Origin of the sequence: Psychrobacillus sp. AK 1817, assembly GCF_008807035.1 — a bacterium.
Classification (GTDB): Bacteria; Bacillota; Bacilli; order Bacillales_A; family Planococcaceae; genus Psychrobacillus; species Psychrobacillus faecigallinarum.
Genome location: NZ_CP031739.1, coordinates 2,183,724 through 2,210,173 on the forward strand (window position 1 = coordinate 2,183,724; position 26,450 = coordinate 2,210,173).

At 33.7% G+C, this 26,450-nt stretch carries 19 protein-coding genes and 1 pseudogene; 8 read left to right on the plus strand and 12 right to left on the minus strand.

Features of this window, described 5'->3' with window-relative positions; translation table 11 throughout:
• Nucleotides 1-98 precede the first annotated feature (98 nt).
• The 4 genes from D0S48_RS10810 to D0S48_RS10825 form a co-directional block, all read right to left on the minus strand.
• A complete protein-coding gene (locus D0S48_RS10810) occupies nucleotides 99-1,904 on the minus strand; it encodes a carbon starvation CstA family protein (RefSeq protein WP_151111625.1) in 1,806 nt (601 codons plus the stop codon).
• Between the two features lie 750 nt (nucleotides 1,905-2,654).
• Nucleotides 2,655-3,851, minus strand: coding sequence for a hypothetical protein (locus tag D0S48_RS10815; protein ID WP_151111627.1), 1,197 nt, complete (start codon nucleotides 3,849-3,851; stop codon nucleotides 2,655-2,657).
• Between the two features lie 41 nt (nucleotides 3,852-3,892).
• On the minus strand, nucleotides 3,893-6,466 hold the full coding sequence (locus D0S48_RS10820; RefSeq protein WP_151111629.1) for an ABC transporter permease: 2,574 nt from the start codon (nucleotides 6,464-6,466) through the stop codon (nucleotides 3,893-3,895).
• Complete coding sequence (locus D0S48_RS10825; RefSeq protein ID WP_151111631.1) at nucleotides 6,463-7,161, minus strand: ABC transporter ATP-binding protein; 699 nt, start codon at nucleotides 7,159-7,161, stop codon at nucleotides 6,463-6,465. Before D0S48_RS10825 ends, D0S48_RS10820 begins: the two co-directional genes overlap by 4 nt.
• A gap of 416 nt (nucleotides 7,162-7,577) precedes the next feature.
• Here D0S48_RS10825 and D0S48_RS10830 point away from each other — a divergent pair, with 416 nt between their 5' ends.
• Genes D0S48_RS10830 through D0S48_RS10840 form a run of 3 tightly spaced genes read left to right on the plus strand, consistent with a single transcriptional unit; the run spans nucleotide 7,578 to nucleotide 10,361 of the window.
• On the plus strand, nucleotides 7,578-8,495 hold the full coding sequence (locus tag D0S48_RS10830; RefSeq protein WP_151111633.1) for an AAA family ATPase: 918 nt from the start codon (nucleotides 7,578-7,580) through the stop codon (nucleotides 8,493-8,495).
• A 2-nt stretch (nucleotides 8,496-8,497) separates the two neighbouring features.
• Entirely contained in the window at nucleotides 8,498-9,601 is a 1,104-nt protein-coding gene (locus D0S48_RS10835) for a DUF58 domain-containing protein (RefSeq protein WP_151111635.1), read from the plus strand.
• Nucleotides 9,602-9,614: 13 nt separating this feature from the next.
• Nucleotides 9,615-10,361, plus strand: coding sequence for a DUF4129 domain-containing protein (locus D0S48_RS10840; RefSeq protein ID WP_151111637.1), 747 nt, complete (start codon nucleotides 9,615-9,617; stop codon nucleotides 10,359-10,361).
• A 1,083-nt stretch (nucleotides 10,362-11,444) separates the two neighbouring features.
• Here D0S48_RS10840 and D0S48_RS10845 read toward each other — a convergent pair.
• Nucleotides 11,445-11,987 (minus strand): peroxiredoxin family protein, encoded by a 543-nt coding sequence (locus D0S48_RS10845; protein WP_151111639.1) that lies wholly within the window; start codon nucleotides 11,985-11,987, stop codon nucleotides 11,445-11,447.
• A 93-nt stretch (nucleotides 11,988-12,080) separates the two neighbouring features.
• Here D0S48_RS10845 and D0S48_RS10850 point away from each other — a divergent pair, with 93 nt between their 5' ends.
• Genes D0S48_RS10850 through D0S48_RS10860 form a run of 4 tightly spaced genes read left to right on the plus strand, consistent with a single transcriptional unit; the run spans nucleotide 12,081 to nucleotide 15,013 of the window.
• Nucleotides 12,081-13,877, plus strand: coding sequence for an ABC transporter ATP-binding protein (locus D0S48_RS10850; RefSeq protein WP_151111641.1), 1,797 nt, complete (start codon nucleotides 12,081-12,083; stop codon nucleotides 13,875-13,877).
• Nucleotides 13,870-14,388 (plus strand): MauE/DoxX family redox-associated membrane protein, encoded by a 519-nt coding sequence (locus D0S48_RS21340; protein ID WP_225321743.1) that lies wholly within the window; start codon nucleotides 13,870-13,872, stop codon nucleotides 14,386-14,388. The genes D0S48_RS10850 and D0S48_RS21340 overlap by 8 nt, the downstream gene beginning before the upstream one ends.
• Nucleotides 14,385-14,525: a hypothetical protein gene (locus D0S48_RS20635; RefSeq protein ID WP_191963794.1), complete on the plus strand. Its 141-nt coding sequence runs from the start codon at nucleotides 14,385-14,387 to the stop codon at nucleotides 14,523-14,525. Before D0S48_RS21340 ends, D0S48_RS20635 begins: the two co-directional genes overlap by 4 nt.
• Complete coding sequence (locus D0S48_RS10860; RefSeq protein ID WP_151111644.1) at nucleotides 14,525-15,013, plus strand: hypothetical protein; 489 nt, start codon at nucleotides 14,525-14,527, stop codon at nucleotides 15,011-15,013. The genes D0S48_RS20635 and D0S48_RS10860 overlap by 1 nt, the downstream gene beginning before the upstream one ends.
• Nucleotides 15,014-15,156: 143 nt before the next feature.
• Here D0S48_RS10860 and D0S48_RS10865 read toward each other — a convergent pair whose 3' ends face one another.
• The 5 genes and pseudogenes from D0S48_RS10865 to tcuA form a co-directional block, all read right to left on the minus strand.
• Nucleotides 15,157-15,519 (minus strand): hypothetical protein, encoded by a 363-nt coding sequence (locus D0S48_RS10865; protein WP_151111646.1) that lies wholly within the window; start codon nucleotides 15,517-15,519, stop codon nucleotides 15,157-15,159.
• A 657-nt stretch (nucleotides 15,520-16,176) separates the two neighbouring features.
• A pseudogene (locus tag D0S48_RS10870) lies at nucleotides 16,177-17,703 on the minus strand (tripartite tricarboxylate transporter permease).
• Between the two features lie 12 nt (nucleotides 17,704-17,715).
• Nucleotides 17,716-18,171: a tripartite tricarboxylate transporter TctB family protein gene (locus D0S48_RS10875; protein ID WP_151111648.1), complete on the minus strand. Its 456-nt coding sequence runs from the start codon at nucleotides 18,169-18,171 to the stop codon at nucleotides 17,716-17,718.
• A 59-nt stretch (nucleotides 18,172-18,230) separates the two neighbouring features.
• Nucleotides 18,231-19,262, minus strand: a complete 1,032-nt coding sequence (locus tag D0S48_RS10880; protein WP_151111650.1) for a tripartite tricarboxylate transporter substrate binding protein — start codon at nucleotides 19,260-19,262, stop codon at nucleotides 18,231-18,233.
• A 90-nt stretch (nucleotides 19,263-19,352) separates the two neighbouring features.
• Nucleotides 19,353-20,861, minus strand: coding sequence for an FAD-dependent tricarballylate dehydrogenase TcuA (gene tcuA / locus D0S48_RS10885; RefSeq protein ID WP_144538415.1), 1,509 nt, complete (start codon nucleotides 20,859-20,861; stop codon nucleotides 19,353-19,355).
• A 193-nt stretch (nucleotides 20,862-21,054) separates the two neighbouring features.
• On the opposite strand from tcuA, the gene D0S48_RS10890 reads away from it, so the two are divergent.
• Entirely contained in the window at nucleotides 21,055-21,927 is an 873-nt protein-coding gene (locus D0S48_RS10890) for a LysR family transcriptional regulator (protein ID WP_151111652.1), read from the plus strand.
• 328 nt (nucleotides 21,928-22,255) lie between these two features.
• Here D0S48_RS10890 and D0S48_RS10895 read toward each other — a convergent pair whose 3' ends face one another.
• A complete protein-coding gene (locus tag D0S48_RS10895) occupies nucleotides 22,256-25,402 on the minus strand; it encodes a DEAD/DEAH box helicase (protein WP_225215989.1) in 3,147 nt (1,048 codons plus the stop codon).
• A gap of 93 nt (nucleotides 25,403-25,495) precedes the next feature.
• A complete protein-coding gene (locus D0S48_RS10900) occupies nucleotides 25,496-26,218 on the minus strand; it encodes an NERD domain-containing protein (RefSeq protein ID WP_144538413.1) in 723 nt (240 codons plus the stop codon).
• Nucleotides 26,219-26,450: the final 232 nt, after the last annotated feature.

Below are 26,450 nucleotides of genomic sequence, written 5' to 3' on the forward strand. Positions count from 1 at the left end.
AACATTAAATGACAACGCGAACTAACCCATCCGATAAACACTCGGATGGGTTATTAATTTAAAATGTAACTTATTCATTTAAGGCCTCTCTATATTAATTAGACTGCACCCTTCTCGGCAAGTTCGACTAACTTTTTCTGTGGTATTTTCCAAAGTTCAATCCATTTCCTGATAGAGGTTACGAGTATAATAAAACCAAGGATTAGCATAATTACAGACAGTGTCCCATTTAAAAAGCTAAATCCAGGATTGTCTGAATTCCAGTACACATTTTTTACCATCCAATATCCCGCTACATTTACAGTGACATACAGATAAGAAAGAGGTATCAGGCATGTAAGTATATACCATCGTTTATCTGCAATCTTTAGTACAATAGTGGCTCCAATTATTAAACCAATAGAAGCCATCAGCTGGTTAGAAACTCCGAATAGTGCCCAAACCGAACTAATATCCCCGGAATAAAGTAAATAGCCCCATAAAAAGCACGCTAAGGCGCTGGCAAAAATATTTGCCCATAACGAATCCGTCCTTTTTAAAGGTTTAAAGAATGTACCCCCAAAGTCTTGGATCAGATAACGAGCAACTCGTGTTCCCGAGTCGATCGCCGTTAGGATAAAGACTGCCTCGAAGAGGATAACAAATTGATAAAAATAAGAGGCCATTTTTTCAAAGATAGGAATTTCCGTAAAGATATATGTCATACCTACAGCAAGCGTAACAGCCCCGCCTGTTCTTCCTTCCAAGTCCATTCCAATTTCCTCACTAAGCTTATCTAGATAAACTGTTTCCATTCCTAATGTAGCGTATTTCTCTGGTGTGGAGTTTATAGCAAAATAATCTCCTGGCATTAATGATACAGCAGCAATCAAAGCCATAATTGCAACTAAACACTCTACAAGCATTGCGCCAAAGGCTACCCCTTTAATGTCGCTCCAGCGATTAATCATTTTTGGAGTTGTCCCTGAACCAACGAATGCGTGGAACCCTGATATCGCTCCACAAGCAATGGTAATGGAAACGAATGGCCAAACCGGACCAGCAATAATTGGACCACCACCATTGATAAACTCTGTTAATGCAGGAAATTGAACTGCTGGGTTTACATAGAACACACCAATGATTAATGCTGCAAAAACACCAATTTTCATAAAAGTACTTAAATAATCGCGAGGTGCTAGCAATAACCAAACTGGTAGTGCTGCTGCAAAAAATGCATAGATTGGTAAGGCTAAAGCGATTGTACTCTTTTCTAATGTTAAGAAATCACCAAATGCAGTTCCTTGAATATTAGGTCCCCAAATAATAGCCACCATAATAAGTCCAAAGCCTACGATCGTAGCTACTTTCAAGTTTCCTGTTTTCTTATGGTACAACCCAACTGCCATTGCAATGGGAATTGTAATTCCTACGGCAAAGGTTCCCCACGGATTTCTCTCTAAGGCGCTCAACACGACTAAAGAAAGACCCGCCATCGTTATTGTAATAATAAATAGCATTGCTAATCCTGCACAAAAGCCTGCCACAGGACCGAGCTCTTTTTTCGCGATTTCAGATAATGATTTCCCATCCTGACGCATGGATGCAAATAGCACAACCATGTCATGAACTGCTCCCCCTATTACCGCACCTATTAGAAGCCAAAGCAAGCCAGGTAAATAACCAAACTGTGCCGCTAATATCGGTCCAACTAATGGTCCCGCCGCAGCAATCGCAGCAAAATGGTGACCAAACGTGACCCATTTGTTCGTGGGTACATAATCTTTCCCATCCTCCAGTTCATGTGCCGGGGTTGGTTTGGAATCATCTAATTTTAATACTTTTGCAGCCATAAATGTGCCATACAAACGATAAGCAATTAATAAAATACAGATAGATCCAATTACTATAGTAACCGCATTCATTATTTTTTCTCCTCCATCCTATTAATCTACAATAATCATACTAATAAAGAGAATGATAAATTCGTATAATAAATTGAATAATATAAATATATATAAATTTCAATTATTTATATGATACATGAATAAATAATAGAAAAAAACCATGAAATAATAACTAAATGATTATTGTTGATAATTATTTATAGATTTGAAGAAGAAAAACTGAGGATTCAATTGTTTGTTTAAGTATATAAAAATCATAATTTATCGTGATTTTTTAAGAAAAGAGGACGTTAACTTTAATGGAACCTAACTACTTGAAAAGAATTCTGTCCAAACGTATACTTAAAGTAACTACTGAGTACATTAAAAAAGACTGATTGATGTTAGTGCATCAATCAGCCAAATATAATAGTTGGTTCCCAAAGGGATTGGCTGGTAAAAGGATTAACCCATCAGAGCTCTCAACTCAAGGATGGGTTATTTTTTATATCATCTTTAAAAACTATAACTAGGAATAAATTATAAGATTTATAAACTTAGTAGCATATTTGGTATTATCTCCACAATTTTAAATTATATATATATGGTTAATTGTAGAGGATTTACATTTTTTGTTATGAACTTGGATAGGAATGTTGATAAAAAATATACTTTATACACTTTTCTGTATTCACAGAATTTTAGAATCCCTATAGTGGTGGTTAAATATTAATTGGAAAATGGACTCTCTGGCTTTTTGGATTTTTGGATTTTTGGATTTTTTAAATACTACTGTCTATTAAAGTGATTTTCATAGTCTACGGATAACTGATTAGTATTTCCATAGAATTTTTCAAGTATTATAGTTGTTCTCTCTGAAAGTATTTGAAGTTTGTGTTCGCTTCTAGTATCTATATAAGGATCACTGGCCATATCTTTAACCATTGTAAAAAATTTCTCGAAACCTTGCTGTGTTATTAAATAATCTGCAAGTAAAAATCCGACTGAACTAATTTCAAACGATTGGGTGTAGTTTAGTTTGTTCATATCAGTGATAGGCAAGAAGGCAAACTCTTCGTTTTCTAATAACTGCTGTTCCGCAGTCGCTAGATTATTTAAATTAATGATGGGTTTATCTGTCTCATCCTTTTCGACTACACTTTGAAGAAGAGAGGCGACTCCCTCTTGAAGGTATAGAGAAAGATTATCGTTAGAGAAATCAGAGAGCATCTTATGGCTTAACTCGTGAGCAAGAATTTTAAAGCTATTGTTATGGACCATTGATGGAACCATAAGCTTAAGAGATTCACCTGTCTCATTCCAACCAGCTAATCCAGTCCAAGGCACAGTGGCAGATACTTGCTCCATTGAATCATAGAGTTTAATCGTTATTTCCTTTGGTTCCCATTTAAATTCTTTACTGTAGAGTTCTATAATATCACTGGCCTCATTTAAAACTATCTGGGCTTGTTCTTCGTCCGATACATATAGCACTGCTATGTTGCCTTTAATAATTTTCTCAAAGGGTACATCGTCTATTTTCCAATTATCATTTAACTTTAGGATTGAATAGGTAACTTTGTTAATGGAATCGGAGTTTTGGTATTTCATATTAACTGACAACTCAATTGTTCCTTTTTCCAGAGAAGCGAGATTTACCTTACGAAGATGCACGGTAAAATTATATCCCTGGTTCTTTTTGAAGATGGCTTCTTCAATCCATCTCTCTTGTTCTTTATAGAACAAGGAATTTGACTTGTTTTGAAACTTTAAAAACCCTTCCTCATCATTATTTTCTACAGCTTCAATCATTTGAGAGAAGTATGATTTGACGAGGTTACTTTCTTCAACTATTTCTTCTTGTTTATCAATAGCTGCTTGTTCTTCTTTTGTTAAAGAAATCTCTTCTTTTATATTAGTAGGTTCCGTAGAACACCCAAAAAGAATGGTAACGAGGAAACCTATTAGTATCATTATTTTTTTCAATTTCCATCCTCCTCCCTTTCGAGGAATTCGTTTAACATTTTTCACACATTTTCTTTTAATACGTTATAAGGATTAGTTCGCAATGCTTTAATAGCGGGAAAACATGCACCGAGAATGCCTACTATTACTGGGACACAAATTGTTAATGAAAGAATCAATAACGAATCCCAAGGAAAAACTTTATACATAATACCAATGTAGGAAATAGATAGAATCAGACCTACTACTCCTGCTAATAAACCTACTAAGGCTCCTTCAAAAAAAATAGATCGTGTAACTGTCATATCTTTCCAACCAATCGATTTAAAGAGGGCTAGTTCACCTTCTCGTTCCACGATATTTTGCCACATCATCTCGGCAGTAGTGAGGGCACCAATAATGAGAGCCGCACCCATGATTAAATAGTGCGATTTGTTTACCTCGACTGCAACAAACTCGCCTAACCAGGATGTATATAAAACTCCCTCTAGACGAAAAGATACGTATAAATAAAAGGAGAGTAATGTAGAAGGTAATGCAATGGCCAAAACAGATAAAAGGTTTCTTCCGGGTCTTTGCGAGACCTGGTTCAAAACAAACCCGACCATCGATTGATTACTAAAAATCCTTTTAGACTTTTGGGTTATTTCTCCTGATGTAATTCCTTGATAAGGTTTTAATCGCCCGACTTGTATAAGTGGTAAAATTATACCTAAACCATAAATAACAAGCGATGTACTGAATACTAGAGCAATCTTGCTAAAGTTGAACGTGCCTCCATTTAGCATAAAACTGACTTCTAAAATAAAGGCTATTAGTGTGATTATGATTACATAAAAGAATGCTTCTCCAAGCAACATTTTTCGAAGAATACCCGTTCTCCATCCAATTGCTAGAAATATGCTATATTCTTTCTTGCGAGTCAAATAAGAGACAAATGTTGTTGCAAACACATACATTGAACCGATCAGAAGGATGGTAACGAGAATACTCGTATATCCTAAGGAAGTTTCTCTTAGAAGGGTGATTGCTGCGCCTATATGGATCCAAGGTTGTTCAATCCATCCAAGCGCTTTATCGTGTTCAACCACTTGGGTGATAGTTGGTTGAGGGGATGAGCCTCTGGTAATAATTACTTGAAGTCCAGTTGAATGCTCAATCTTATTTTTGACTTGTTCCATTTTTTCTTGCGCTGCATTTCCAATATCATCGATGCCTTTTATTTTAATGCGTATGGAAGATATGCTATTTCCTCCCGTGATTACTTCCGCTGCCTTCACGGTGGTTAATATGTTAGGGGGATTTGTAAGTAGTCCTGTTGGCAAACCGGATCCCTTTAACATCCTTGGGGGATTTAACGGCTCATGGTCTGGTCCAAGGACTATCTCTGCCTCTGTCGGACGATATGTCTCAAGTGGTAGTTCAGTAATAGGGTCTTTACTAATATTTAATTTATCAGAAGAGAAGCTACCGACAATATTCAATCTCAATACTGGCAAGAGTGGTACCCCATCTTCAGTCAATTCATGATCTAACAATTCTGCTTTTCTTAAACCTGAATCTGGTAAGTCATTTTTAAAAATATCAATCATCTCAATAGGCTTGCTTGACACTTGGTAACTATATGCCCATCTCTCTGGAAAAGGACTTTCTATTTTTTGATAATCAATAATACTAGATTTAAAAATTAATTGAGTTCCATGAACCGATAAAGAAGGATTATCATTTGGGTTAGCCAAAGCTTTAAAAATCATGGACTCCAATTCCTTACCAGTTAACTCAAAACTGTCTACTTTCTCTGTCTGTACCCCATTTAAATAGTCCCGTCCATTACCTTTTTTTATTAACTCGGTAGCTTGTTGCCTTTCAGCTTCAGTATTAAAAGGGATAGCTAATTTTTCTTGTGATACCTGAAAAAGGCTATTGGAAAAGCTTTTATTATTTATTAAAACAGGAATTTCATATAATCGGTCTACTGCCTCATCGTAAATAGCCTCATCAGTTGGGTCTAGGTATCTACTAGTATCAGATATTTGAACAGACTTATCTAATCCTACAAGCTTTGCTTCTTCCACCGGGTCAATACCAACCAATAGTTGGTATTGAGCCAAACTTATTTGGCCTTGATGACCAGCGAAAAAACCTAAGCCTTCATTGGAATCTCTCCAGTTAGTAACCCCGTATATCTCTGTATCCTGGATAGTTTTTTGAGATAAACCATCATTAAATGTTTCTACGATCTTATACTTATAGATACTATTGTCCGTTGTTTTAAATTTTTCCTTCATAGTTATTCCTAACGTGGTGTAGCCCAAAACTGAAACCGGTGCTGCAACAGCTATATCGTTCATTGATCTGATTGCTTCGTATTGATCGTAGCTGATGCCTCCATTAATCCCGTTCAAATAATTCGGTTCCATCAGGTTTTCTTCACTGAAAATTGTCCCTGGTGGTATGACAACAAGATCATAGGCACTTTCCCACTTCTGTTGTAGCTGATTATTAACCGTTCCTTTTGTTGTTTCCGTTAAACTGAACAGATAAATGAGCACACTGCTAATTAACACCACCCCAATCACAGAGAGAATGAGTCGGTCTTTATTTCGTATCAGTTGCTTCATCATAAATGCCATCATACTAGCTGCCTCTGACTAACGGAAACAATTTCTCCGTCCCGCATTTCTAGTTTTGTATTTGCTCGATCTGCTAGATTAGGGTCATGTGTAACCAAAATCACGCCACATTGCTTACTTTTATTTAAAGAGGCTAACAGTTCATATACCATTTCCCCAGTCTCAGTATCTAAATTTCCTGTTGGTTCATCTGCTAATAACCATTTTGGTTGATGGACTAAGGCCCTTGCAATAGCTACTCTCTGTTGCTGTCCACCCGAGAGTTGTGAGGGGAGGAAATTCATTTTTTCTTTAAGTCCAACTTGTTCTAAAACTTGTATAGCTCGTTCTTTTTTATTGTATGATACCTTTCTTCCAAAAAGAGGGGACATGACATTTTCTAATGCTGTCATAGTTGGAATCAAATGAAATTGTTGGAAAATGAATCCAATATTCTCAAAGCGAAAATCTGCCATTTCTTTATTGTTCATTTTGTGAATCTGCTGATCTCCATAGAGAATTTCTCCACTAGAAGGGATATCCAGAGTTCCAATTATACTTAATAGCGTCGACTTCCCTGAGCCGGATGGACCGATAATGGAAATAAAGTCTTGTTCCTGAAATGACAAATTAACTTCTTTTATTGCATATGTTTCTGTTTCTATGCCATCTCCTTTAAACACCTTGGTTAGAGATTTACATGCAATATCTTTATTCAAAAAAATCCCTCCATTTTTATAATTTGTAAAATTCAATTATTTTTAGTGTAACATTTTTTCGAAAACAGTGTATACTTTATTAAAAATATACATTTTTACCTTAAAAAGTATTTAAATACATTTATATGATAATCCATTTAAAATAAAACATAACTTAATAGTTTATTGAGTTATTTATAACTCCAGTTTCTTCACTTATTAATAACCACTAGTGTGAAATTAAAAAAGTAGGTTTTGAAACATCCAATTATAACCTAGAAATAATTGGTATATCAACTTTAAAAAGTTAATTAAATAAACAGGTTTATTGGAAAAGGTGTCGAAATAATTTATACATGAGATGACAAAAAGTTACTGTTAATTTTATAGGAGTAATTAAGGTTAATAATCATCCAAATCAGAATTAGGGGGATAATATGTTAAATAAAGTAAAACAAAATATATCTAAAGTAATTGTTGATAAAGAAAATGAAATTGAGCTAATGATTATTGCCTTATTAAGTGATGGTCATATTCTATTAAACGATGTTCCTGGAACAGGTAAAACTACGATGGCTAAATGCTTTTCAAAAAGTCTTGATGGTACATTTAAACGATTACAATTCACACCAGATACGTTACCTTCTGACATAATTGGACAAGAGTACTTTGATGTTAAAACTAGTGAATTTAAGGTAAGAAAAGGTCCGGTTTTTAGTCATGTTCTATTAATTGATGAAATAAATAGGGCTGTACCTAGGTCACAATCTGCCCTACTGGAGATAATGGAAGAAAAGACGGTCACATTAGGAGGTCTATCTTACCCTTTACCTGATCCTTTCATTGTTATTGCTACCCAAAATCCTTTTGATTCCATTGGCACATTTCCGTTACCTGAGGCACAACTCGATCGATTTTTATTAACAATAAGACAAGGGTATCCTTCCTATGAAAACGAAAAAAAAATGCTAAAAAGATTTAGAATAGAAAACCCTAGTGATTTAGTTGAAAGTGTTATATCAATTAACGAGATTATTGGATTTAAGGAAGAGGTGAAACGAGTGTTAATTTCAGATGAAATTGAAGATTATCTTATGAAAATTATTCAGAGTACCAGAAATCATAAATATGTTGAAGTTGGCGTAAGCCCTAGAGGTTCACTTTCCTTTATGAGAGCAATTCAATCACGTGCATTTATCCATGGAAGGGGCTTTTGCATTCCTGATGATGTGAAGTCATTAGCTCAACCTGTGTTAGCCCATAGAATAACACTAAATATGGAGGGCGAAATCAAGACCACTAAGCAACATATAGTAAGTGAAATACTAGATTCAACACCTGTTGAGGTAGAGTAAAGATGATATTAACAAAGGAAATGACCTATTTTTCTTCTCCTATTACATTAAGTTTCTTAGCAGTGCTTTTTATTATTTTCAACTTTCTAGAAATTTATATTTTAGTGGGCTTAATTGCTCTCATCTTTAGTTTTTCCTTATTATCCTATTCTTATCTTAAAACTGTACAAAGTAAGGTGTCCTGGACATTCAAAAAATATAGCCTTTCTTCAAGTATAGGTGATGTTGAAGATTGTTATATTGAGATATCAAACGATTCTCGACTTCCAGTGTTCAACTTGGAAGTGCAAATTGAGAGTGAGAATGAGAAGAGTATTGTCTTTCTCAACTTGAAGAACAAGGAGGATAGCACGACCAAGTTTAAAGTGGATATGCTACCAAAATCGAAAAAGTTGGTTAGGGTGCGAGTAATGGGTAAAAGCCGAGGGCATCATAAGTGGTCGAATTTTGAAATATTTATTAAAGATCCTTTTCGTTTACAAGTCTTTCGATTAGCATATCCTAGTAAATCACTCCCGATATTTATCATATTACCTAGAATTTTAAAAATAAATGATATTAGGTTACAATCTATTATTCATGGAAATAGAATGACAAACCACTCTTATTACACCGATGCGACAATGATTATGGGAACTAAAATCTACGAAAATGAAAGTTTTCACCACATACATTGGTTAGCAACTGCGAAGGAAAATAAAATAGTGACAAAAAAATATGAAAAAGTGAACGGGAACGAATACACAATTTTTTTGAATATTTGCGGTAATTTGAGTTTTCAATTACGTCATGATATGGAGGAACTTATTGAATATGCAGTATCAGTTTATATTGCACTTTTTAAGGAAGGATGTAAGGTACAATTATTGGTGAATTACACTACATTACAGAACGGTATTCTAAAAGTAGATAATCACTCAAGTAAATCACAACTAAAAAAAATGATGGAAACACTTGCTTTAATCGAGACAAGAGGGGCCTTTTTATCCTCAATGAACTTTTATGATAATGTATTTAGGTTGAAAGACAAAAATTCCATGGCACTTATAATTGGCACTCCCCCTGGCCCAAGCCTTTTCAAAAACTGGGTGCAACTAAAAAAATGAAACGAGGATATAAATGAAACATAAGTTAGTTATCATATCCCTCTTTTTTTTAGTAGGTTTAATCCTTAGTAGTTTACTATCACTGACCTCTCTTTCAATAGCTAAACAAATTAAGAACACATTTAGTGAAGAGAAAAATGAATTATTTGAAGGATTTAACAAATCACCTACTAGAGAAGAGAAGATTCCAGAAAATAAAACAAGCAGTGAATTGCTAGAATGGCTTACAGAACCTCCTACTGGAGAAATAAAATTTGTAGAAGAAAAAAAGGATATGGAAGAGGTTCGACCAATTTTGAATTTCAAGGAAAAAGTCTTGCCATCTAAAGATACTTCAAAATTTTCTTTAAAAGGTACTTTATTTTCTTTACTTTTTGTCATTTTATTATTCTTAACCATACTTTTTATTAGATCGAGTTATAAAAAGAAAAATCGGATTAGTAACAATAACATCTTTGCAGTAGAACAGGAACATACAAAACTTCTAAAAAGTAAAAATAGAATTGAAATTACATCCAACACCAAGAAAACTAGGGTAGAGACATCCATCTATATACATGAAATTCGTAGATTGTTACAAGAATGGGAAGCTAGATTAGTAAAAAAAAGAAACAGAAAAGAGGCTGAAACAATTAATGAGTGGTTTGAAAGAATTAACGGACCTGTAGAAATTATCCATATATATGAAAAGGTTCGTTATGGGGAACAGGAATGCACTGATGAGGAGGTAAGATTCATAAAGAGTATACTAGAATTGTAAAAGACTGGACTATTTAAAATGTATTGAATCTCTGAAATCAAAGGACCAACCTTTTCTCTAGCTTCATAGATGCAGGAAAGAGCATTGGATTGCTTACAGGATATCAAAGCTTTCAATACATTCCGAGGATATCACCAAATCAAACAGTACCAAGAAAGAAAAATGACACGAAATATCTCCCGGAAAGAAACTGTTATGATAATTCAGTGAGGGACAATTTCTTTGGCATGCATCAAGAAGTCAATGTTTCTAGCTAGAACTCAGAAAAATATATCGACGACTATAATATTAAGGAATTTAAAGTAAGATTAAACAATCTGAGCTGCCAAAATACTAAGTTCATACTATTTAATACCGTGGATGCTGCACTCTTAATATTTAGAAAAAGTATTTCTTCGGTAACGGACACTTATTGGTTAGTTAGCTAGCATGAGGTTTCTGGCATACATAGAAATTTTCAAATGAATATGCCTAAGCTATCTATATGATAACTGTTATATCACGAGAGTATAGAAATTGTTTGAGCTAAAAAGCAATGGGAAAATTGACATAACAACCTCATAATCGACAAATAACACCAAAATCAAGTCAATAATATAATAATTACCTTAATAAGTCATAAATTAAATCAATGAAATAGGCAGTCAATTAGACTGCCTCATTGTTTATAAATTACAAACACAATAATTTGTAAATTTGTAACCGCAAGACGTCCCGCCTTTACAATCATATATTTCTACTGCATAACTCCCTAAAAAGCTATTACCACAACTGTCTCTCATGCAAGTTTTTCTACCTTCACAATCACAAAGAGGTGCCATCTTTAATGTACTCATTTTATATTCCACCTTTTTATCAGATTAAATTAGTTTAGTTAGGCAAATCTGCAACCGCACTTTTCACTTAAAAAATAACCACAAGATTCTCGAGTTAGACAATCTACCGCTTCGACATACTTGTGCCCAATATAGCTTAAGCACTCCGAAGTTACAGCACAAGATGTTCTACCAGAACTACAATCACAATTCACAGGACCTAAAAGTTTCATATAATTGTTCACCTCCTTTCATTACCAATCTGTGTTTATATTATCTTTTCTTCTATAATTTCCGGTAAATCGAAATATTTTTTCAATTCTCTCGCATATTTAACATAAGAGATAAAGCGGTGTTCAGAGTTAATTAAAATAAATGTGGGATACATAGAAATTTTATAATTTTTAAGGAAATCTGAATTGGTAAAAAGTATTTCTTTGAAAAAGTGATTTTTTATTTCTATTTTTTTATTGCTACTTGGAGATTTAGATACTACTGGTACAAAATTATAGAATTCTCCATATATTAGAGATTCCTCAGCAAATTCAGATAAGTCTTGATCACAAACATCACACCCAGTATCTATTACTAGTAGAATAAGTGGCTTGTCTGTTAAATCATCTAAAGTCACCTTAGTGTTGTCTATATTACTTAAATTAAAATTAGATACAACATCACCATTATGTAATATAGAATCATTTGCAATTTTTAAAAACATTGCCTGTAAATCTTCACCGAATTTTACCTCTTTTAAAATAGATAAAGCAATTATAAGTAATAAGAAACAAGTTATTATATATATTATTTGCACTATTTAAAACCCCCAGATAATTCTGAAATAACTTTCTTTTAAAGAATAACATGTTATAATAAATAAAAAAAGTAAATTTTAGGAGAAAATATAATGTTTACCATTTTTAAGTCATTTAGAACTATATATAAAATTCACCCATTTTTGTTTTTTATTATTATAATATCTAAATTATCCCAGGGTTTCTTTCCCATACTAACACTACTTATATTGCAAAAATTAATAAATTCCGTTCAGTTATTTTTTGAAACAAAAAGCACCATTACAGAAATTTCGTATTTATTGGGATTACAAATTTTGTTGACAATTTTTAGTAACATCTTGTTGAAAGTAGACGAATATACTGTTCTTTATCTTCAAATGAAGCTTGAACTTAGTATAAAAGGGAAAATATCAGAAAAAATACTTGGGGTTAGTTACGAAAAATTAGAAGATCATCAGTTCTATAATCTTATTCAACGGACTCAAGGGGACTTAGGAAGTCAATTTATGAATCCCATTAATAATGTTTTAGAAATAGGTAGATCTTTAATAGTAATTACAACTGTACTTATATTCTTGATTAAATTTCATATACTATTTTTAATAATATTGATTGTATTTGCTATTCCTCTTCTTCTTTTGCAAAATAAATTTGGTAAGAATCGTTATTGGTTAGCCAAATATTTAACACCCTCTGCCAGGGAACAAAATTATATATTCAGTTTATTTTTAGATAGAAAATATAATAAAGAAATTAGATTGAATCAGTCATTTGATTATTTATTTGATAAATGGAAATTATCTTATAGAAAAAATACCGATGAAGTTTTAAAGCAACATTTAAATCAAAATAAAAAACTTGTAGGTTTAGACATCTTAAGCTCTTTAACATTTGCAACTTCTTTTTTTCTTATTCTATATCTCTTGTCTAATTCTGTGATAAGAATTGGGGATTTTGTATCTGTTCTAGAAGCAATTCAAAGAGTATTAGGAGTAATTCATGGTTTATCCTATATAACCTCCAATCTAAAGGAAAATACATATTATTTAAAAGATGTATTTTCAATCCTTGAGATGCCAAATAAACATAAAAATATTAATAAGGAGTTAGTCTATACAAATACTACAGATCCTATATTAGAGATTAATAATTTAGACTTTAAATATCCTCTTTCCCAAAATAAGGTACTAAAAAATATTAATTTAAGGGTGAATAAAGGCGATACTGTAATTATCGTAGGAAGTAATGGTTCTGGTAAATCAACATTGATTAAATGTTTAATGGGGTTATATGAGATACCCGATAATAAGATAAATCTTTTTGGGAAAGATATTAACCTCTTAACTGAAAAAGAAATTTACGGAAAGGTTTCGGTAATATACCAAGATTTTGGTACATATGAGATGACTGCTTTTCAGAACATATTGTTAGGAGATACAACAAAGGAAAAGGATGCAATTGTAGAGTCCGCTAAAAAAGCAGAAACCGATGAATATATTCGCTCTTTAACAAATGGGTATGAGACAAAGTTAGGAAGACTATTTGAAGGTAGTAAAGATTTATCGGGAGGACAGTGGCAAAAATTGGCGCTTGCTCGGGCAATGTTAAAAGACTCAGAATTGATTATATTTGATGAACCTACTTCATCACTAGACTCAATAGCAGAAAAAAAATTGTTTTTAAAATTTAAAGATATTACAGAAGGTAAGACATCTATATACATTTCGCATCGAATGTATGCTTGTCACTTAGCGGATTACATTATAGTGCTAAAGGAAGGACAAATTGTTGAAATGGGTAGTCATCTGGAATTAATAAAAAAAGAAGGGCACTATAAAGAACTTTATAATAACCAATCAGATATGTATAAAACAGGAGAAATGGAGATAAGTTATGGAAATGTTTAGTTCGATACTCTTATTAATATTTGCTTATATATTTTTATTTTCAGCAACAAGTAAAATGAAAGACTATAAAAGTCATATTGAATTAGTAACAAATTACAAAATATTCCCAGTTATTTTTTCGAAATATCTAGTAAATTTATTTTTATTAATTGAATTATTAGCAAGCTTAATGATTATCTTGAGGGTATTCACAAATTATAGTGTAATGGCTCTATCAATACTTACGGTTATATATTCTATTGCTATTATAATAAATCTTGCAAGAGGAAGAAAAGATTTATCTTGCGGATGTGGAGGAGTATTAGGAGATCATTACATATCATATAGACTAGTCATACGAAATTTGATTATTATAATCGGTCTATTTTCTTCTATTATTCTACCCAAAATTAGTTTACTATTTCTAGAATATATAAATTTAAATATTCTAATAATCGCTGGATTTATCTTCTACTTATTACTAAGAGAGACAATACTGTTAAAATCGAAAACTAAGGAGTTGTTATCATGATTATCGATATAATAATTATTTTTACACTTGTCATTTTCATAGGTCAAAGTTTTTTGATGCTTTCCTACTTTAAAACAATTAATAAATTCTTTCAAGAAATTCAACAAATTGACCTCCCGAAAAAGGAGAAACAATGATGATAAAAGTATTCACATTGACTAGTCTTTTAATTTTAGTAGCGATAAACTTTTTAATAGCAAAAAAAATATATGCACTTTTCAGTTTTTATCTACAAATCATTCCACGAAACCCTTATTTAAAATTGGCTAAAGAAATTAAAGTTGGTCAGACAATTGATATCGAACAGATGAAGGCTGACGAAATTTCCCATAAAAATAGTTTAACTGTAGTTGCTATTTCAATAGAGTGTTCTAAGTGTAAGGAACTTATTAACAGTTTTCCACGGTCAAATCTAAGTTTTAATGACTTCCTATTTTTGAGTAACGGAAAAATTCCTGAACCCCAAAGAAATATATTAATAGATCACAAAATTAGTTTTGTTGAATCTGAAAAAGTTTTTAACGACCTTGGTGTTAGATCTGTACCAAAAGCTATCAAAATTGAAGACAATATTATTTTAAGCGTTAATAATATATCCAATGTTGACGAGTTATCTTTGATTTAAAACTATTATGCTAAAACATTACAGCTTTAATTACTATGAAGTGGAGACAATATCTTAAATCTATTCTCTGGATAAGTTGATGACCCCAAACTATCCTTTCTAAACTTAACTAAATTTTAGAAAGGATAGTTTGGGGATACTTTTTATTCACTAATATAAATCATATAGCTACTTCCAGAAACCTTTGCAAGAAAGATATCAGGATCCTCAAGAATAGAATAAATCTCAGTACCAACCTCTAAGGCATTTGAAGAATAGTCGCTGCTTGGTACAACGTCTGAAGCAACTTTTTCTTGTACTTCTCCAACCTTTTCCCCAATGGTAAATTCACTCCCAGCAGACTCTCTAACCTCAGTAAATCTATTGCTATTTGCAATCAACATCGCTGGGCTATCTGCATGGACTTGTATCACTTCGCTTTGTACAGTCATTTGGTCATATTCCGTACAGCCTGTAATGATCGGTAAAATACAGCATATCACTAGAACCATCCATGATTTTCGCATTTTAATCACCTCTCGATTAGCTATAAACTTACAGCTTTGTAAAATCTCTGTGTACAGAAGTATAACCAACTATTACAGATATATGATTCACCATCTTTAACATCCATTAATTACCACTAAAATACTATCTCTTTTTAATTACAAAGTTTTATTATATTAACTAATACCCTTTTTTTCATAAAGATAACAGATAATAACATTTGGAATAGAAATTTAACTACTAATGTAAAGCTTAATTAAAGGCTATGTTAAATGCTAGGGTTGATTTATGATGCAAATAAATCTCTAAATCAAAGAGTAGAATTGATTTCCGCGACAGCCGGACGCTTTCCGCGGGGTGAACGATAAGCCATCATCCATCGCTTACGCGCGTGGTTGTGATGTCTTATCTGTCTCCCTCATCCCGTTGGAGTCGCCGTAATCACTCCATTCAATAAATGGAGAACGCATTTATTTCATACATAAAGCTCTATTTATGAAATTATCTCACATAAAAAAAGCAGGAAAACTAACTCCATCCCATTTTCTTAATCTATTTATGTTCATAATAGTCATTTGAATTTTCCCTTTGTAATGTTTACAAGTCAAAATCAACCAATAACTTTAACAAAGCTTAATAAAAAAAACAGCCGAAATTTAATTTCGACTGACTACTTCTCATCCTTCTTCATTGGTAACTAAGTTTCTCCCTCTCATTTTCAGAATCATTGGTATTACTACCCAAAGAACAGCAAAAATTAGAAATACTAGAGAAATAGGACTCTGTAAGAAGACTATGAAGTCACCATTTGAGCCTGTTAACGCACGTCTCATATTGTTTTCAATCATTGGTCCGAGTACTAAACCTAATACTAGAGGAGCAAGTGGATAATCGTTCTTTGCAAAAAAGTAACCTACCACTCCGAAAAAGAGAAGTAACATTAAATCAAACACCGTGTATTGGACCGCATAGACACCAAAGATTGAAATTGCAATAATACTTGGCAGAAGATATTTCTTAGGTGTTTCAATAATTTTTGAAAATACCTTTACTAGAGGCATGTTAAGTACTAGAAGCAAAATATTTCCTAAAAACATACTAGCGATTAACCCCCATGCTACTTGTGGATGATTGTCGAATAGAAGTGGACCTGGCTGAACATCATACATGATTAATGCTCCCATCAAAATAGCAGTAGTACCGGATCACGGTATTCCAAGAGTTAATAAAGGTATTAAAGCTCCACCAGATGCAGCGTTATTAGCAGATTCTGGTGCTGCCACTCCCTCAATTGCACCTTTTCCGAACTTCTGTGGATTTTTGCTTACTTTTTTCTCCATGATATAAGAGAAAAAAGATGCCAACGTTGCTCCTGCACCAGGTAGAACTCCTATAAAGAAGCCTAATAACGATCCACGAGTAATTGCGCCTGAGCTATCTCTTAAATCCTTTCGAGTGGGAAGAATTCTACCTATTTTTATTATTTCAGTACCCTCGTTATCTTTTTCTATTATCGTTTTAAATACTTCTCCTAGTGCGAACAATCCTACCGCTATTGTTAAAAACTCAAGACCGGAATATAAATTGGGATTATTAAATGTAAAACGGCCAACTCCAGACACTGCATCTATCCCTATCGTAGCTAACAATAATCCCAATACTGTCATCATAAGAGATTTTGTCATTGAATTGCCAGCAAGTCCACTAACCGCACACAAGCCTAATAACATTAAAGAAAAATATTCAGCTGGCCCAAACTTTAATGCAATGTCGGATAATGGTTCTGCAAGAAGCACAAGACCGATTAATGAAACAATCCCAGCAATAAAAGATCCGATAGCTGCAATGGATAAAGCAGCTCCGGCCCGGCCGTTCTTCGCCATCTGGTATCCATCCAATACCGTTACAACAGAAGACGACTCACCTGGTGTATTCAAAAGAATAGATGTCGTAGAACCACCGTACATGGCTCCATAATAAACTCCTGCTAACATAATTATAGAACTAGTAGCGGCAGATTGTGGGTCAAGCCCGCTTGTAATAGTGGCCGTGACCGGGATTAATAAGGCAACCCCGCTCATAGGGCCAATTCCAGGCAGTACTCCAACTGCTGTCCCTATCAATACTCCAAAAAATGCAAATAGTAGATTATGCCATTGAAACGAAACCCAAAATCCATCAGCAAGAAAATGTAGTGCTTCCACTATTATCACCTCTCAATAAAAAATTGTTGGGAACTCTGGTAAAGAACCTTCTAATAATTTCACAAACACAAAATATATTCCAAGAGAAAACCCTCCAGCTATTAGGATAGTTTTAAGCCAACCACCCTTTTCCATTACCTGAAATCCAATGACTAAAAATAAAAATGTAGTAATTACATATCCCAACTTTTCAAGCAACAAGACATATAAAATAGCAGAGACAAAAATAATTAAAAACCTTTTATATTCTATTTTTACTTTTTGAATTTTCTCAGAAGAATGATTACAAGTTTCAAAAAAGAGGCGAAAGCTAAGGAGAATTAATATTACCCCTAAGGCTGTTGGGAATACGTCTGGCCCTACATTACTCCCATAAGCTGTTTCTGGAATTTTTAAGCTTCCAGCTATAAATGCAACCCCTATAAGTAAAAATAAAATACTTATCATACGATCAAAACTTAGATTCACTTTGCCATCACCTCCGAAAAAAATTAGGGGAAAGAGATACTCTCTTTCCCTCTGCATGATTATTTAGCCATATCAAGCGCATGAAGCAGTTCAGCTATTTGATTACTTTGCTCATCTAAAAATAATTTGAAATCGTTTGAGTTTTTATAATCACTTTCCCACCCAGCGCTTTCCATTGATTTCTTCCACTCTTCTGTTTCTACCATTTGCTGAATTTTATCGTCCCAAAAGCTAAGCGCTTCCTCACTCATCTCTTTTGGTCCGAATATCCCTCGCCAAATCATAAATTCTGCATCTATACCTAACTCTTTCATAGTCGGCACATCACTAAGCTCTCCTTCTATTCGCTCTGGTGCCGCAACTGCTAGTACTTTTACTTTTCCTGCCTTTACATACTCTGTGACAGATGATGCATCTGTTGCAATAGCTCCAGCATTACCACCTAGTAAAGCCGTCATTGCTTCACCGGTGCCATCATACGAAACATATTTTATAGATTTATGATCAATTCCAGACTTATACGCTGGTAAAATAGAGACTAAATGATACATGGATCCTGGTCCCGATCCTCCAGCGAATGTTACGGAAGTTGGATCCTCTTCTAAATCCTCCAATAAAGCTGGGAGGTCGTTATACTTAGAATCTGACCTAACAACAATGGATCCATAGTCTTTCGTCAATTGAGCTAGAGGTGTTGTATCTTTATGTCCAAAAGGACTATTACCTTCCTTTTTTAAATTATTTATTAATACAGGAGGGGAGCCAGTAAATAGTTTATAATCGTTTTTAACATCTTGTGTGGCATAACTAGCAATAAATACTGTTCCTCCGCCACCGGGTTTGTTTTCAACTGTCATCGTCTTATCCAATAATTTAGATTCCGCCATCACCTTTGAAAAGGTCCTTGCTGTCCGATCCCAGCCTCCACCTGGACCTGACGGTGCTACAACAACAATTGGTTTCTCTGGATAAGTTCCATTACTTTTTCCAGCTCCACTCGCAGTATTATTTCCATTCCCACTACAACCCGCTAAAGTCAAAACTAATGCAATCCCTACCAAAACACCTTTCCATTTTGCAGTTTTCTTCATAACTTCTTCACCTCTTCGAATAGTATGAAAGCGCATACATTTTTATTTAAATGAATTCTCCTCGGCTTCCAGACACGAGGAGAATATATGCTATTTGGCTAATTCTGTTCTTTCCCTATTAATATAATTAGCTGCTGATGCTCCTGCCAACTTCCCAAATACAGCACCCGACATTAAACCTGACCCGCCAGGATAGTTTTCGTAAAAGATTCCACCAATCATTTCACCTGCTGCAAAAAGTCCATTTATCGGCTCTTCTCTTGCATCTAATACATGACCTGTCGTATCTACGTGTAGTCCGCCAAACGAAAAAGTGATGCCACACGTAACTGGAAAAGCATAGAACGGACCTTGTTCTATTCGAAGTGCCCAATTGGATTTAAGAGGGGTAATTCCCTTCGTTCCCTTCCCGTCCTTCTCCGCTGGCTTGTATTCGCCTTCCTCTACTGCTCGATTGTATTCGCTCACCGTATCTAAAAATTGCTTTTTATCCACTGGTAACAAATTTACTAGTTCTTCTAAAGTATCCGCTTGAAAAAAAGTAGCTTCTTCCAGATCGTATTCTTTCCTTAACATAGGTCTAACCTGCGCATCATAGAGTTGATATGCGACATGGCCAGGTTGCTTCAGTATTTCACGACCATATTTGGCATACGTATAATTTCGTAAATCTGCTCCCTCATCAACAAAACGCTTTCCATCTTTATTTAGCATGATGCTATATGGATAAGAGTGCTTTTTAAAAATATCGCCGGGTTTTGCAAAGTCACCTACTTTGGGAGCATTATAATCTGTACCAATTGAATGGCAGCCTTCCCACTCCCCATATTTTTGTGCTCCTACTTCTAAAGCCATCGTAATACCATCACCTGTATTGAATTCAGTTCCACGGACAATGGCAGCTTCCCATTCTTCCCCAATATGCTCACTTCTCCAATTCTTATTGGCCTCAAAGCTACCACAAGCTAAAATCACACCAAATGTATTTACAGTAATCGATTCATTTTCTTTTTGCACAACAACACCTGTAATTTGCTCATCTTCTTTATTTAATTTTATAGCACGGGAATCATACCAAATCTCAATACTAAGCTCTTGAGCTCTTTCAAAAAGCTTCTTTATTAATCCAACGCCTTTGTTTTCTGTTTTAATCGGCAAACCTCCCCAAAAATGTCGTTTGCCGTCTTGTAGAAAAGATTGATTATCATAGTTCAATTCAAAGTTAATACCTTGATTTTGCATCCATGCAATTGTGTCATAGGACTTGGAAACAAGCTGTTGACCTAGTTGAGGATCGCTTTTCCCACTCGTTACTCGCATTAAGTCATCATAATAATCTTGTTCCGTGTACTCTGGCATCACAATATTTGCTGCCTCATCGTCTGTCAATTTGGGTATTATTTTTCTGATAGCGTCTAAATTATTGTAGGCAACTCGAATCGCTCCATCAGTAAAATAAGAGTTACCTCCGCGTTTTTCTATTGGTCCTTTTTCTAAAACCAGGACACTGGCGCCACCCTCCTTCGCTGCAATTGCTGCACATAAAGCTGCATTTCCAGCTCCTACTACTACAACATCATAATTATGTGTATGAGACATGCTAATTCCTCCTAATAAGTTATAATGAATCTTAAAAAATATAATAAATATAAAATTCAGAAAATAATAATATTACTTTTCTATTTTTCTTCATAGAAAAATCTTATAAGAGCGCCATATATGTGATTTACATAGCATTTAATGTTAGAATAAATTGAAAATTCTTTTTAAAAGAGAGAGGAGTTAGTTATATTTGGACGAAAAAGATTGGCATATATTAACTACACTTCACGATGAAAGAAATATAACAAGAACTGCCCAGCGTCTCTATATTTCTCAGCCTGCATTAACGTATCGAATCCAACAATTAGAAAAAGAATTCTGCACAAAGATTGTTTCACGAAGAAAAAAAGGGGTGGAGTTTACCGTAAAGGGGGAATACCTTGTTCAATATGCAAATCAAATGATTTATCAGCTTCGCCATACAAAAGAACATATTACTAATATGGATGAAGCAGTGAAAGGTACGCTTAGATTGGGCGTTTCTGGATTGTTTGCCCGATTTGAGCTCCCTTCATTATTAAAAGATTTTTTAAAGGAGTACCCGCAAGTTGATATCAATTTGAAAACAGGCTGGAGTACCGAGATACAGCAGATGCTGCAAAAAGAAGAGGCACATCTTGGAATTGTAAGAGGAGATTATAGCTGGAAGGAACATAAAATATTATTACGAGAAGAAAAAATTTGCATAGCATCTAGTAGGAATATAAATTTTAAAGAACTTCCTTCTCTTCCAAGAGTAAATTACAAAACAGATCCATCCTTAAAAAATACCATTGATAATTGGTGGCAGGAAACTTATACGAAACCACCAATGATTTCCATGGAGGTTGATAGAATTGATACTTGCAAGGAGCTAGTCCTAAACGGGCTCGGGTATGCCATTTTACCAGAAATTTGTATCCAAGAAAACGACCTGTTGTGTGTGTCACCTATTAAAATAGACGACAATCGTTTTCTGACCCGCAATACTTGGTTATTTTATAGAGATGTTACGTTAGAGCTAGCCCAAGTAAAAGCATTTATCCATTTTTTAACTGAAATAAAACAGAAAGTGGTATTATGAATCTTTTTGTAGCAATATCTTAGCCTTTTTCCACTATAATGCCAGTGATTATAGTGATTTCCAGATCTATTACATAAATAGCTATCTTTATGAACATAGAAAAATTCTAGTAGGGAAGATCAGCTAATTTCATTTAGTTCCTCAACAACTAGTAACTCGTGGATATAGATAGTGTTCAAGATAATTTAAAAAGAAAAAAGTGCCAACCTACGGATTAGATATCCTCTTAGGTTGGCACTTTTCTGCTTAATTCACATCACTTTGGAGCTAATTAGGCCCTACATAAGGGTTTGTTGACAGTCTGAATGAGTTCAAAAAGAAAATTATATTATAAAACATTTTTATTAGCACTTGATACAAGGTATGCTGGCATTGGTTCGTGCAATTTCCAAATAATACTCACAGGTTTACTACCCTCATGCTTAACATAATCAGCTGTTCCAAGAAAAATAAAGGGTGAGGTATACGGTCCTTCATTCCTATATTCCCTTATAAAGATAGAAATCTGATTATTCGTTTTCCGATGATTAAAGAGCCTAATTGCTGTTGGGCTGGTATCTGAGGTTCTACTTTGAGATTGCCAATGAAATAATTGTTCATTAATTGCATAGTCTTCATATAAAGTCGAAGGAGAGAAATCTTTATCGGATTTATTTAAAGTAACGAAAAAAACATCCGTTTTTTCCTCTTCAAAATACTTAACTCCTTCTCTAAAAGCAGGCTTTTGTTTTTCATTATAGTAACCAAACGCAGCTAATATTTGGTCTATAGTATAATGTGCATGTACTCTTAGAGGAGACACAAAATCGAACGGAGATTTTTTCTCAAGTAATCTTAAATTTTCAAAACAAACCTCGATTACTTGGAGAATTTCGTCCTTTAATGCTTGACTCGTTAATATTTCTCGAAGTCCTTCCTTTATGGAAGAAAAACCTAAATCCCTAGGAGGCTTAGAGAAAAATGAATAGTACAACATTGCTTCCATTCTTTGCTCTTCCTCTGTATTAACATCAGTCTTTTCTATATATTTTTTGTAAAAACTTATCAAATCTAAGGAATCCAAATGAAATAGTTTATGGATTTTTTTCATCAAAAGATCCTCATATTCCGCTTTATATTCTTTTGTAACCCCCGCCTCTACCTTCATCCTTTCAAAGCTACGGTTTTTTTGTGACCCATAAACATCTGCTAATGATAGATGATAATATTGTAAAAAGTTTTTTAAAGTTAGGCGTCTTCCAGAATCAGCTTCGAAGTGTTTAATTTTTGCAATAAGATTTTGTTTATTAATTCGTGCTTCCTTAATATTTCTTAATATATATTCTTTTGCCTGTTTCTCCATTTGGATAACAGAGCCCTTAGGTAAATGGAAAAAACCATTTTCAATATAATGATGAATAGAATGTTTTGTTTTCCCTACTAACGATCGGAATTTCTCTTCAAAAGGATAATTCTTATGGGCTTGTCCAACAAAATCAAGTACAGTTAAACATTCTTTATCATCCGCTAGTCTTAATCCTCTACCAAGTTGCTGTAAAAAGACAGTTAGACTTTCTGTTGGACGTAAAAATAATACCGTGTTTATTTCTGGAATATCTATTCCTTCATTATATAAATCCACAACAAAGATAAAATTTATCTCACCGCTTACTAATTTTCTTTGAGCTACAACTCGTTCCTCAGGTGATGATTTACCATGCAATGAAATGGAAGGTATATTTTTTTGATTAAAATATGTTGACATATATTTTGCGTGATCTACTGACACGCAAAACCCTAACGCTTTTACTTCATTTAGAGAGGTAACATACCTTTTTATACTTTGTATAACTAGATCACTCCTGCGATGATTTGCAGTATAAATATTTGTTAGTTCTCCTATGTCATATCCTTTTCTTGACCATTTAATACTAGTTAAATCAACGTTATCAGTTACACAAAAGTAATGGAATGGACTTAATAATTTTCTATTTATTGCTTCTGTTAACCTCATTTCAGCAGCAATTCGATCATTAAAATAGCTTAAAATACTATCATTATCCATTCGTTCAGGTGTAGCTGTTAAACCAAGTAAAATAGTTGGTTGATAAAAATCTAATAATGCTCTGTACGAGGGTGCTGTGGCATGATGAAATTCATCAACAATAATATAATCATAAAAATCAAAAGTTGTATTTTCACTCATCTTTTTGCTATTCCAGCTTTGAATACTCATAAATAATTGATCAAAAGACTTAGGCTCGTGCTTCCCAACAAACATTTCACCAAAGTTAGCATCCTTCAAAATCGTTCGGAAAGTCACCAAACTTTGTCGTAGTATTTCTTCTCTATGTGCTATAAATAATAACTTTGCGTTAGGTTTTTGTTTTAGAAATCGTTTAAAATCAAAAGCAGATATTACTGTTTTTCCAACTCCCGTCGCAGCCACTACGAGATTTTTCATCTGACCGTGAATAACTCTTTCTACTTCCAACTCATCTAATATTTCTTTTTGATAATGATAAGGCTGGATATCAAAATAATACTGTTCGGTTTCTTCGGCTACAGTCTCTTTTGACAATGAGTACTGCACCATTTCCCAATTTTCGTGTTCATCAGGTAAGAGAGATTTAAATTCCTCATCGTTCCAATAACTTTCAAAGGTTGCCCCAAACTTTCGAAGGACATCAAAAGAATCCCTTTCGGTTATCTTTAAATTCCATTCTAACCCCGAAGTTAATGCTGGATTAGATAAGTTGGAAGAACCGATGTAAGCCGTACTAAAGCCAGAATCGCGTTTAAATAAATATGCCTTTGCATGAAGTCTAGTTCGTTGCTTATCTAAGGATACCCTTACTTCTGTATTAGGTAATTTACTAAGCTCCACAAGTGCTTTATAGTCTGTTGCTTCCATGTACGAAGTCGTAATAATTCTTAGCCTTCCACCACGTTCTATAGTAAAATCCCTAAGTTCATTTAATATGATCCTGAGTCCAGACCATTTAATAAAAGAAACTATCCATTCAATTTCATCAGAGGAAGCAATCTCTTTTTTTAATTCTTCTAACATGTTAGGTTCATATTGAGATCCCGTGAAAAGAGAGCTTTGAGAAATTGAAGTGATTGGTCGAGTTGGCTTCTCTTTACGAACTGTACGTACACTGTTTAGCTTTTTATATACGGAAGTAAGTATTTCTCCTCTTTCATCTAGTTGTAGATTTACAAAATCCTCATCGTGTAATTTTGAATTTAACAATTGAATAATTTGATTACAAGTTTGAATTTGCAACAAAAGCGCTTCTTCATCTTCTTTTGCATCTTCCCGGATATATGAGAGAGCTTTTTTAGTAACCTCTGAAATATATGAAGCAAAGTAGGTTTTTGCCTCTTCGAAATCCATTTTATCTAAGTCAATTGCGTACATTTCAGGAGAAAGCTTCTTTAACTCTGAATAAATGTTTTTATTTATAGGTAGGTCGTAAATGCCTTCTTTCAAAGAAACACCTCCATAGAAAACTTAATCTAAATCAAGTTTATTATATGTTACCCCTTTTTACTCTAATATTTATAATTTGCTTTAGATTTCCAATCACTTTAGCACATACCGACATTTTGGAAAATTAGAACAACCTTTAAAATCACCATATTTACCTGTTCTAGTGATAAGTTGGCTTTTACAACGGGGACAAATATCCATATTTAGTTTGGTTTTTATTTCTCGAACATGGACTTTTCTTGATTCTTTTCCTTGTATATTCGCATTTATTAATATTTTTGCAATCTGTTTCACTCGATAAGGAAGGATTACTTTCTGTTCATAGGATTTTATCGTTTTAAAAAGACCTGATATGTATAAGACTCGTACATGGTCAGAACTTATTTCTAGATTTTTAAAGGTAGCTTCACTACTAAATGCTATTATTGAATAATAAGGTCCATCGTACATTTCTTTTAGTAACGTTTGTATTGCAGTTAGATGAGCAAAGTTCTGCATAATTGGATTGAGAAAATTATATTTGTTCTTATAAATTACTTGCTTCCAATATTTTTGCTTCTCTTTACCATAAATCCATCCCTTATAATTTTTTGTCTCAATAACGAATATACCTACCGTTGATAACACAACATGATCAATTTGGGTGGTTCCTTCCTCGTAAGGAAGCAACAGGTCATGAAGTACAATATATTCCTCTTCATTTAACCCCTTTAAACGACGTTTTACTTGCCACTCTCCAATAGATCCCTTTACAGATGGATTATTTAAACTAACTAAAAGAGTCACAAAACATATTGCTATTAATATGACTATCATCTTATTTCACCCCTTTCCCAGTAGACGATAGTTATACTTTAGATGAAAATTATTCCATAAACAAGCCGAAAAATAAAAAACAAATAATGAAGAAAGAGTATCTGCCAGAGTCTAGACAAAAGGGTTGGAAACCATTTCGATTTCCAACCCTTTTCCAATTAATCTAGGTTAAATCGGTGAAAAAGTCCGTTGCAGCTTATCATTTTGGTTCTTATTACGCCAGGTTGGGTTT